General features: G+C 37.0%; 9 protein-coding genes. 2 read left to right on the top strand and 7 right to left on the bottom strand.

Annotated elements, in window-relative coordinates:
• Positions 1-4: 4 nt before the first annotated feature.
• Positions 5-1,681 (bottom strand): dihydroxy-acid dehydratase, encoded by a 1,677-nt coding sequence (gene ilvD, locus HCO57_RS04100; RefSeq protein ID WP_167987961.1) that lies wholly within the window; start codon positions 1,679-1,681, stop codon positions 5-7.
• 290 nt (positions 1,682-1,971) lie between these two features.
• Between ilvD and HCO57_RS04105 the strand changes: the two genes are divergently transcribed.
• Complete coding sequence (locus HCO57_RS04105; protein WP_167987962.1) at positions 1,972-2,697, top strand: nitroreductase family protein; 726 nt, start codon at positions 1,972-1,974, stop codon at positions 2,695-2,697.
• On the opposite strand, the gene HCO57_RS04110 is transcribed toward HCO57_RS04105, so the two are convergent.
• The 4 genes from HCO57_RS04110 to HCO57_RS04125 are packed head-to-tail and all read right to left on the bottom strand — an operon-like array spanning position 2,687 to position 6,183.
• Entirely contained in the window at positions 2,687-3,523 is an 837-nt protein-coding gene (locus HCO57_RS04110) for a biotin-dependent carboxyltransferase family protein (RefSeq protein WP_167987963.1), read from the bottom strand. The genes HCO57_RS04105 and HCO57_RS04110 overlap by 11 nt on opposite strands.
• Positions 3,516-4,253 (bottom strand): 5-oxoprolinase subunit PxpB, encoded by a 738-nt coding sequence (gene pxpB / locus HCO57_RS04115; RefSeq protein WP_167987964.1) that lies wholly within the window; start codon positions 4,251-4,253, stop codon positions 3,516-3,518. Before pxpB ends, HCO57_RS04110 begins: the two co-directional genes overlap by 8 nt.
• Entirely contained in the window at positions 4,232-4,987 is a 756-nt protein-coding gene (gene pxpA, locus HCO57_RS04120) for a 5-oxoprolinase subunit PxpA (RefSeq protein ID WP_167987965.1), read from the bottom strand. Before pxpA ends, pxpB begins: the two co-directional genes overlap by 22 nt.
• Entirely contained in the window at positions 4,987-6,183 is a 1,197-nt protein-coding gene (locus HCO57_RS04125; protein WP_167987966.1) for an Nramp family divalent metal transporter, read from the bottom strand. The genes pxpA and HCO57_RS04125 overlap by 1 nt, the downstream gene beginning before the upstream one ends.
• 169 nt (positions 6,184-6,352) lie before the next feature.
• On the opposite strand from HCO57_RS04125, the gene HCO57_RS04130 reads away from it, so the two are divergent.
• On the top strand, positions 6,353-6,796 hold the full coding sequence (locus HCO57_RS04130) for a hypothetical protein (RefSeq protein WP_167987967.1): 444 nt from the start codon (positions 6,353-6,355) through the stop codon (positions 6,794-6,796).
• Here the strand turns inward: HCO57_RS04130 and HCO57_RS04135 are convergent.
• Both HCO57_RS04135 and HCO57_RS04140 read right to left on the bottom strand, forming a co-directional pair.
• Positions 6,793-8,328 (bottom strand): YifB family Mg chelatase-like AAA ATPase, encoded by a 1,536-nt coding sequence (locus HCO57_RS04135; RefSeq protein WP_167987968.1) that lies wholly within the window; start codon positions 8,326-8,328, stop codon positions 6,793-6,795. The genes HCO57_RS04130 and HCO57_RS04135 overlap by 4 nt on opposite strands.
• A 55-nt stretch (positions 8,329-8,383) precedes the next feature.
• Positions 8,384-10,777 (bottom strand): penicillin acylase family protein, encoded by a 2,394-nt coding sequence (locus tag HCO57_RS04140; RefSeq protein ID WP_167987969.1) that lies wholly within the window; start codon positions 10,775-10,777, stop codon positions 8,384-8,386.
• Between the last annotated feature and the right edge of the window lie 13 nt (positions 10,778-10,790).

A 10,790-nucleotide genomic window follows, 5' to 3' on the forward strand; every position in this document is an offset into this window, starting at 1 on the left:
TTTTTTAAAGGGCGTCAGTTACACAGCCTTTAGAGGCAGACGAAACTGTTTTAGCATATTTATACAAACTTCCTTTTCTCACTTTTAAATCTGGAGCATCCCATTTGGCTTTCCTTTTTGCCATTTCTTCATCAGAAATTGCCACAGAAATGGTGTTTGCCTCGGCATCTATGGTGATTATATCGCCGTCTTCTACCAAAGCAATGTTACCACCTTCTTGTGCTTCTGGAGCAATATGCCCTACCACAAAACCGTGCGTACCACCAGAGAATCTACCATCAGTAATCAATGCTACATCTTTACCTAGCCCAGCACCCATAATAGCTGCTGTAGGTTTTAGCATTTCTGGCATACCTGGACCACCTTGAGGACCTTCATAACGGATAACCACAACATTACCTTTTTTTACCAAGCCATCGCGGATTCCTGCATTAGCCTCAAATTCGCCATTAAATACTTTTGCGGGACCTGAGAAATGCAATCCCTCTTTACCTGTAATTTTAGCTACGGAACCTAATTCTGCCAGATTACCGTATAAAATTCTTAAATGCCCTGTTTCTTTAATAGGATTGTCCAGACCATGAACCACATCTTGTCCCTCATGTAAGCCTGGAACATCTTTCATATTCTCTGCCAATGTTTTCCCGGTTACGGTTAAACAATCGCCGTGTAACATGTTATTTTCCAGCATAAACTTGATTACTCCAGGTACACCCCCTACGTTGTGCAAGTCTTCCATAGAATACTTACCACTTGGCTTTAAATCTGCTAAAAACGGAGTAGTATCGCTGATGCGTTGAAAGTCGTCTAAGGTAAAATCTATCTCCGCAGCTTTTGCGATTGCCAAAAAGTGCAATACAGCATTGGTAGAACCACCAAGTACAGTTATAAGACGCACGGCATTCTCCAAAGACTTTTTAGTGATGATGTCTAATGGTTTAATGTCATTTTCAATAAGGTAGCGCATCGCTTCCCCTGTTGCCTTACCATCATTATTTTTTTGCGAACCTACCGCCGGATTAGAAGAACTATAAGGCAAAGACATTCCCAATACCTCTATAGCCGATGCCATGGTGTTTGCCGTGTACATACCACCGCATGCACCTGCACCCGGACACGCTTTTTGTATTACGGATTTGTATTCTTTTTCATCAATAGAACCAGCTACCTTCTCTCCCCATGCCTCAAAAGCAGAAACAATGTCTAATTTTTTGTCTTTATGACAACCTGAGGCTATAGTGCCACCATATAATAATATAGAAGGTCTATTTAAACGAATCATCCCCATTAGGGCGCCCGGCATATTTTTATCGCAACCAACAACAGTAACCAAACCATCATAATTCATGGCCTGAACAACAGTTTCCATAGAATCTGCAATTAAATCTCTAGATGGAAGTGAATAGCGCATTCCATACGTTCCCATAGAAATACCATCACTAACCCCAATACTGTTGAAAATAAGTCCCACTAAATCTTTAGACTGAACACCAGATTTTACATGTTTGGCTAGTTCATTTAGGTGCATATTACAAGGATTACCTTCGTATCCTGTACTGCCTATCCCAATAAATGGCTTTTTTAAATCTTCTTCCGTTAAGCCGAGAGCATACAACATGGCCTGTGCTGCCGGTTGAGTTGGGTCTTGCGTTACGTTTTTACTGTACTTATTTAATTCCATTAGTATATTTTCCCAAAAAAGGTCTTTTTATTGCATTTTATTTCGAATATCAAAGATATATGTTTGATACACCTTAGAATTTTAACACTATCATTGTGTTTAGCCCCAGTGCAAGTCAAAATATAATAGTAATCTGATATACAGATATTTAAGTTGTTTTTAAATATCATATTCAACTAATTCATAAAGTTTTTATTTAGCATTATGGATATAAAAACCAAAGGTCTCTGGCATCAAGTTTTTTTATAATCCTTAATGATTACCGTTCTTTGCAGCTTTAAAATGATGACATGGAAAAAACCTTTTCCGAAGCGGTAGCGTATAGACGTTCCGTTCGTGTATTTAAGGATGAGAAATTGAATGATGAAACAGTAGCGTCTTGCATAAAAAATGCGACTTTAGCACCTACCAGCAGTAATTTGCAGTTATGGGAGTTTTATGAAGTTAGAAACAGTAAGACTTTAGAAGAAATGACTGCGGCTTGCCTAGGACAAAATGCTGCAAAAACAGCAGAACGTCTACTTGTTGTGGTTGCAAGAAAAGATTTATGGAAAAAACGTGTACAAGCGAATATTAATTTTTTAGAGGAAGCTTACGGTAATAAAAAAGAAAGTGAATACACCTCAAGAGAAAAGTTTGCTCTTAACTATTACCGCAAATTAATCCCTACTGTGTACGTTGACTTTCTGGGGATATTAGGATTATTAAAATATTTAGTCTTTAATGTTATAGGCCTTTTTAAACCTGTATACCGACAAGTGCGAAAATCTGATATGCGTATTGTTGCGCATAAAAGTGCTGCTTTAGCGGCCCAAAATTTTATGACAGGAATGGCAGCTGTGGGCTATGACACCTGCCCCATGGAAGGTTTTGACAGTATTAAAGTTAAACAGATTTTAAATCTACCAAGCGGTGCTGAAATAAATATGGTTATAGGTTGTGGTGTTAGAGATGATAACGGAATCTACGGGCCACGATTTAGAGTGCCATTTTCCGAAGTGCATTTTATAGTTTAAAAGTGATACTATCTCCATACTTTTTCTGAGCTAGTACGCAAATTGCTAGCTCAGACAACTGTAATACCCTAGGATAACCACCAGTTGTTTGCCCATCTTTCATTAAAATAATAAGCTTGCCAGCAGGAGTTAGTTGTACCGTACCAGGTAGTGTAGCGGCGGTTAAAATTGAATGTTCGTGTGGGTGTATAGCTTCTTCTAATTGATAAGCCATTCTATTGTTCTCTTTTGCTAAAGCGAACGTTTTACTAAACAATTGCTCTAATTGTTTATCTGTTAACAAACGGAATTCTGGTCCTTTACTAACCTCTAAAATAGGCGTATTTAGATAATTTGTATCTATTTTTACTATTGGAACTTCCCAACCTTTCTCATACGCTTTAAATGGCAATTCTGTATTAGCTTCTAATCTAGATATTTCTGTAATAGGATAGTACTGAGAACGGCTACCCAATTTTACAGCAGCATCAAAACCATTTTTAACCCCTAGATATCCTCTAAATCCATCAATGAGTCGTCCGAAAGCAACAACATCGCCTTCACTTACTTGATAAACCTTATAATTTTCTATGGAAACTTTATTCAAGGTAGCCGACATGTTTGCTCCGCCAATACAGAAATATGTAGGTGCATAAAATTGTAGTGTTGGCCCTGTCATTGTAATTTCTATAAGAGTAGCTTCTTTTGAATTCCCTAAAAGCATATTCACTTGTTCAAAAGCGATAGAATCCATAGCCCCAGAAACGGGCACTCCTTTATTTCTATATCCAAAACGACCCTTATCTTGTAAAGAAGTATATAAACCAGGTTTCAGCACTTTAATCATAACCTTCTTGTTTTTCTGGTTTGTATATGCCTACTTCTACTTGAATCTTGATTAAATCGTATTCTGATTTTTCTATCGCCTTAAATTGAACCCTATCACCCACAGATACAAAACAAGGTTGTTCCTTTTCAATTTCAAATAAAGAAACAGGACAATTGCCAATAATATTCCAACCTCCTGGGGATTCTTGCGGGTATATACCTGTTTGTTTACTTGCCAAACCCACAGCTCCTTTGGCCACTTTTTGTCTAGGGTGTTTCCTTCTTGGAATTTCAAGAACTTCTGGCAATCCACCTAAATACATAAAACCCGGTAAAAAACCAATGCCATAAACATCATAAATAGACTCCGTATGCAATTTTATTATTTCTGATTTGTTATACCCCAGCCGTTGAATAACATTTTCCATATCTATACTAAATTCATCATCATAGCAAACTGGTAATGTCCAAAGCACATTATCTCGATTTGCAACTTGCTCTAAGCTATTATATGTGTATTTAATTTTTGAAGCTATCTTTTCGAATTGAAATGCTTCCGTTCCATTATAAATTAAAGTGAGTGAATTATAGGCTAGCACAAATTCCCACATTCCGCTAAAACTATTTCTCAATTCCCGTTCAAGGGTTATACATTGGTTTAGAATGGCTCTGGACACCAGATGCTCCCATTCTATCAAAACGGCATTTGCGCCAAATGGTCTAATGCTTATTGGGTATTCTGATTCCATTTTTGCAGTTGTAGGTTATGGTTTGGCAATTCCTTTTGAAGATACATTAATATTTGCAATACATTAGGATTATCTCCATGGATGCAATAGGTGTTTGCTTGTATTTTTTTAAATTGATTATCTATAGTAAGTACCTTTCCTTGTTTAGCTATGGTTAACAAATGTGCGAGCACAGCTGTTGGCTTTTGTATTGTCGCTTTTTCCATAGAACGAGAAACCAGTTTTAAATCGTTACTATAATTACGATCTAAAAAAGCTTCAAAGTTGACCGAAAAACCATATTCCAAGGCCAAGTTGGCTACAACGGAATTATGTGGTAAATACAAATGAGTATTGTTTTTATAAGGCTGCACAGCATTTAAAAAGACACGAGCAATTTGGTGATTATTAGCAGCATCATTATATAATGCTCCATGAGGTTTTATGTGATGCAACTTAGCTTTTTTAGCCTGGAGTACCTTTTCAAAATCTTCTAATTGATGAGATAAACTTTTTAGTAGTTCTTTTTCACCAATAGGCATACTTTTACGCCCAAAATTAGCTCTATCTGGATAACTGGGGTGCGCACCAATTTTCACCTGATTTTCCAGGGCTAAAATCACCACAGATTCCATTGTAGCATTAGAACCAGCATGGCCACCACATGCAATATTACAAGAGCTTATAAGTGGTAATAGACTAGCTTCATTTTCTAATCCCTCCCCAACGTCTGCGTTTATATCTATTACATTCATCACTCTAAAATTCCTACGACCTTCAATACACTTTTTAAACCCAAGAATATGGCAAAAACAATAATAAGTAAGGCAATAAAATTTTGTAAGGGCGTGTTGCTGTAATGAGACATTATTTTTTTATTATTCACCATCCAAACAAGCAAAATAGCTATAATGGGTAACAAAACTCCATTGGCTATTTGCGCAAACTTGATGATTTGAATAGGGGTAATATGAAAAGATAGTGACAATACACCAATAATAATAATGGAGGACCAAACCATTCTGAATCGCCAATCTATGGTAGCAACATTCCAGTTAAAGCAACTATTTGCCACGTAAGCTGCTGCTAAAGGCGCTGTAATTGCAGAGGTTAAACCAGCCGCAAAAAGTCCGACCCCCATAAAGAACACAGCTGCTTTACCATAAAGAGGCTGTAAACCTAATGCTAAATCCATTACTGTAGTTAAATTAGATTTAGGAATAGAAGCTGCGCACACTACTATTGCCATAGATACTAATCCACCCACCGCAATACTAGTAACGGTATCTATCTGCGCTGTTTTTAAGTCCTTAAATGATTTCCACTTTTTGTTAACTAAATTGGCATGTAAAAAAAGGTTGTAAGGTACCACGGTAGTACCTACCAGTGCCAATATAGTTGTAAAACCAGCCTCTTCTATTTTTGGTAAAAAAAGTCCCTCTAGTAATGGTAAGAGTTTTGGCTTGGTTAGGATAGCAGTAATTAAAAAAGACAGGCTCATTAAACTAATAAGACCCACAAAAAATCGTTCTAAAACTTTATAACTACCAAACCATAATAAGGTAAAAGCTAATAGACCAACTATCCATGGATAGCTACCTAAATAAGCCTTGCCAAATATAGCCTCTAAACCCAAAACAGCACCGCCAATATTACCCGCTTCATAGGCTGTATTACCAATTAAAATTGCACCCAAAACAACCGCCGTAATAGTTACTTTTAAGCTTTTATTAGGTATATTTTTATTGATGACACCACCAAGACCTTTCTGGGTTATTAATCCCAACCTTGCCGCCATTTCTTGGAGAACCATTGTTGCTAAAATTGACAACAATAAAGCCCATAACAAATTATAGCCAAACCTTATGCCTGCAAGGGAACAGGCCGTAACAGTACCTGGACCAATAAAGGCTGCGGCGACCAGAACTCCTGGCCCAATATTTTTGAACATAGCTAATCACAATTCAGCCCGTAAATTAACAACTCTAAGACAGATAATATGCATTTCATCTAAAAAAGTGTATTTCGTCTAAAAATCGGTTCCTTATTATACGAATTGAAAAATGTTAAAGTTATAATAGTCCCAAATCATGAATTAAAAACCAAAGACACCTACTTACATGACATGCTGTGATTGTAAAAAAGACATAAGTTTTTTAGAGCAACAAAGGTCCCTAGAAAAATATGGGGTTGCACTATGCCAAAGGCACAGTTCGCTTATCGACAAAATTAGAAGGAATAATAACACTCCTTTAGAAGCGGTACAGCTATACTATGCTTTAAAAGAGGCAGGGACTAACCCTATGCTAGAATGGTGGGATGGACATAAGTCTATAGATATTGCTATTTCTAGAGTAAAATTAAATATTGAGGTAGAAACAGAATACCAAATGCTTACGCATGAACAGGCTATACAAGATTTAGAAGAAGCTATGCATTCTTTTAAAAATGGTTTCACTACCATACGTATACCCAGCGTCGTAATAAAATATTACTTAGCAGATACCGTACGTAACATACAAGGTATTATGGAAGGGTTAAAGGCTAACATCAAAGTGATTTAACCCAACCACCCTTCTCTGTCTAAGCTTCTATATTGAATTGCTTCAGAGATATGAGTACCATTTATAGCCTCATCATTAGATAAATCTGCAATTGTACGTGCTACCTTTAAAATTCGGTCGTATGCTCTTGCAGATAAATTAAGACGTTCCATAGCAGTTTTTAGCAACTCTTTAGATGCGGTATCTAATTTACAGTACTCCCTAATTTGCTTCGTATTCATCTGTGCATTATAATGCACCTTATCCAAATCTGCAAAACGTATAGTTTGCAACTCTCTAGCTTTCATAACACGCTCCCTAATTGCGCTGCTACTCTCCCCTTTTCGCTCGTCTGACAATTTATCAAAAGGTACAGGTGTTACTTCTATATGTATATCAATACGGTCTAGTAATGGACCAGAAATTTTACCTAAATAGCGCTGCATTTCTGCCGGTGAAGAAGTTACAGGTGCATCTGGGTCATTAAAATAACCTCCAGGACTCGGATTCATACTGGCAACCAACATAAAACTGCTGGGATAAGTCACTGTAAATTTTGCTCTAGAAATTGTAACATCTCTATCTTCTAAAGGTTGCCGCATAACCTCTAATACCGAACGTTTAAATTCTGGTAGCTCATCCAAAAAAAGAACCCCATTATGCGCTAGAGATATTTCTCCTGGTTGTGGATACGTACCTCCGCCCACAAGTGCCACGTCTGAAATGGTATGATGAGGAGACCTGAATGGCCGTTGACTCATGAGCCCAGCATCTTTTACCTTACCAACCACACTATGAATTTTTGTGGTTTCTAGAGCTTCATGCAACGTCATAGGCGGTAAAATGGACGGTAAGCGCTTAGCAAGCATGGTTTTACCAGCACCAGGAGGACCAATTAATATAATATTATGCCCACCAGAAGCAGCAATTTCCATGCAGCGCTTAATACTTTCTTGTCCACGTACATCTGAAAAATCGAACTCGGGAAATTCTAATTGCTTGTAAAATTCCTTCCGCGTATCGATTACGGTTTGTTCTAATGGCTCATTATTATCAAAAAAATCTATTACCTGTTTAATATTTTCAACGCCGTAAACTTCTAACTTATTTACAATAGCAGCTTCTTTAGCGTTTTGTTTGGGTAAGATAAATCCTTTAAAACCTTCTTCTTGTGCTTTAATGGCGATGGGCAGAGCTCCTTTAATTGGCTGTACCGTTCCATCCAGAGATAACTCGCCCATAATAAGATATTTATCTATTTCCGGGCTTTTAATCTGGCTTGAAGCTGAAAGAATACCGAGCGCTAACGTTAAATCGTATGCAGAGCCCTCTTTACGCAAGTCTGCCGGAGCCATATTTATGGTAATCTTTTTACCTGGTATCTTGTATCCATTGTTTTGTAAGGCTGCGGCTATACGGTAATTGCTTTCTTTTATTGCATTATCTGGCAAACCAACTAAATGATAACCTATTCCTTTATCTATATTTACTTCTACAGTGACAGTTGTAGCCTCCACGCCAAAGACAGCGCTGCCATAAACCTTAATTAACATAAATTGTTAGTGTTTGCGTCTAATATAATCCTTTTTAGGGGAATGCATACAATTCTTATTTCAAAGGCTTTAGAACCAACACATTCTTAGATTTTTCCTGTATTTCTTTTTTATTCATCAGCATTTTACGAAACTCGCCCTTTAAATACTTGGCTGTTTGATCTTTATAATGACTACTAAAGGGATTGCCAGATTGACCAGTAGGTAATATACTTACACTTTCATCTATGTTAGAAAAATCAATCACTCTACGAGTAGATGGTCCGGATGATACCTTATAAAAACCACTATCGTCATAGGGAAAAGACATATTGTTAATGACTTCCCGACTACCCTCAACCGGAAATGGTCCTACATTAAAAAAAGAACGCAAAATTTTTACTTTACCTATTGGATGCTCAAATTCTATAGTGTGAACTTTATCCCATGTCCAATTCTTATAATCGGGTCCAAAATCTTTAACCAAAGAAGTATATGCTTCCCCTATAGACTTAATTACTACATCTTCCTTGGTCTCTACCTTGTTGTTTGTATTAACATCATCCCACCACTTTCCATCTTTAAAACTTATAGCTGTAGATAAATGTCGCTTCATAAGGTTAGTCTCCATAAATTGACTAAAAAGCTCGGGACCCAATTCATCCTCAAAAGAATTTTTGAATACATAATACACGCATCTGTGGTAAAATGTTGCTGCTATAGAATTTAAAGGATAATCCCCTTTCCAACTATTGAGCATATCTAAAAGCTCTAACTGTTCATCTGTATATGGCGATACATCTACAAGTCGTAGGGACGAATTTATAATCTCTGCGTTCATTGCAGAGGTTACATCGGTTATCATTTTTTGAGTTGAATTTACATCCCAATCGTCTTTCGGCTCCAGAAGCGAAACTATTCTTTTAGCTCTATTATCTGGCAAATAATATCCAGGATATAAATTGCCAGCAATAGTATCTGGTTGATTGTTGGCAGAATATACGTATCCCCAATCTGGATTTATTGCCCGTGGATTTTTACTAAAATCTAACCATTCTACGGGCTCATCTTTTCCCGAAACTCCGTTGAGTATAAATTTAGTATTTACACTATCTGGCATTTTATATAATGCTGCAGAAGCCCACCATGCTACATTACCTTGCTTATCGCCGTACATCACATTTAAACCTGGTGCGTGAATATTTGGCAAAGCAGACTTAAAGCTGTTGATATCTTTCGCTTTAATCATACCATGCAACCCTTCTAAAACCTTATTTTCTTTTTGGGTATATACCCAGTACATTGCTACGGGCTTATCCCCATTTATCTGATTAGCTATTCCGTTTAAAATAGGACCATGCCTACTCACCTTATAACTAAATTTAACATCTTTTTCCCCTTTAACTTTAATAGTCTTATCCACCCAATTATAGCTAGCCCAACCCTCTGGTGTTTTATATTGGGTAGAATCCGTAGGATGGGGTGTTTCGTAATAAAAATTGATATCATCATTTTGAAACATGGTTAATCCGTAGGCTATATTTCTGTCATGCCCCAATAACGGAAAAGGGATTCCTGCAAGGTGATATCCATATTTTTCATAGGTTGGAGTTTTTACATGTGCCTCATACCAAACAGATGGTTGCGCAAAACCTATATGTGGGTCATTTGCAAAAATAACTTGTCCACTTTTTGTTTTCTTGGGTCCTAAAACCCAACTGTTACTGCCTTCTAACTTAGGAATGGGCAACTTTGCTAACGCTTTTTCTGAAGCTTGTATTAGTGCTTTTGAAAGACTATCCGTAGAAGAGGTAAAAGATTTTATTCTGACCCCCACCGTATCTGCATCTATGGCTAAATTTTTAATATAATCGTACCCTAAATTCTCTTTAATATGCGTTAATAATGGGTCCGTTTTATGGGCTTGCGCAAATGAAAATGCCATATAACCTACTGTGTTATACATATCTTCTAACTTAAAAGGCGTTTTATCCAAGCCTGTTAAGTAAAACTCTATTGGTGTAGGCCCTTCTTCTATAAATGTGTTTATTCCTTCTAAATATGCTAAACTTAGCTGCGCCATTTCACCATCCTTATCTAAGTTAGCAACAGTTTCTTTTGCGTGTTCATCTATACCTAAGCTGAGCATAAATTTATCCGTACTAAGCAAGTCTTTTCCGAATACTTCTGAAAGGCCCCCTTTAGCAATGCGTCGCATCAATTCCATCTGCCATAAACGGTCCTGAGCATGTACATAGCCCAAAGCCTTATAGGCATCTTTATCTGTCAGCGCATAGATGTGAGGTATACCGTAAGTGTCGTAGTAAACTTTTACTTCTGCAGTAATTCCGTTTAACTCTTTAGTACCATTATAAGTAGGTTTTAAAGAGTTAATAAATACGAAAAGAAAAAAAACAAAAATCAATAAAACACCCAAAAGGCTCAGCAGCACTTTTTTGAATCTTTTCATGTACTTTAATCGT

The sequence above is a fragment of the Croceivirga sp. JEA036 genome (genome assembly GCF_011882165.1).
Lineage (GTDB): Bacteria > Bacteroidota > Bacteroidia > Flavobacteriales > Flavobacteriaceae > Croceivirga.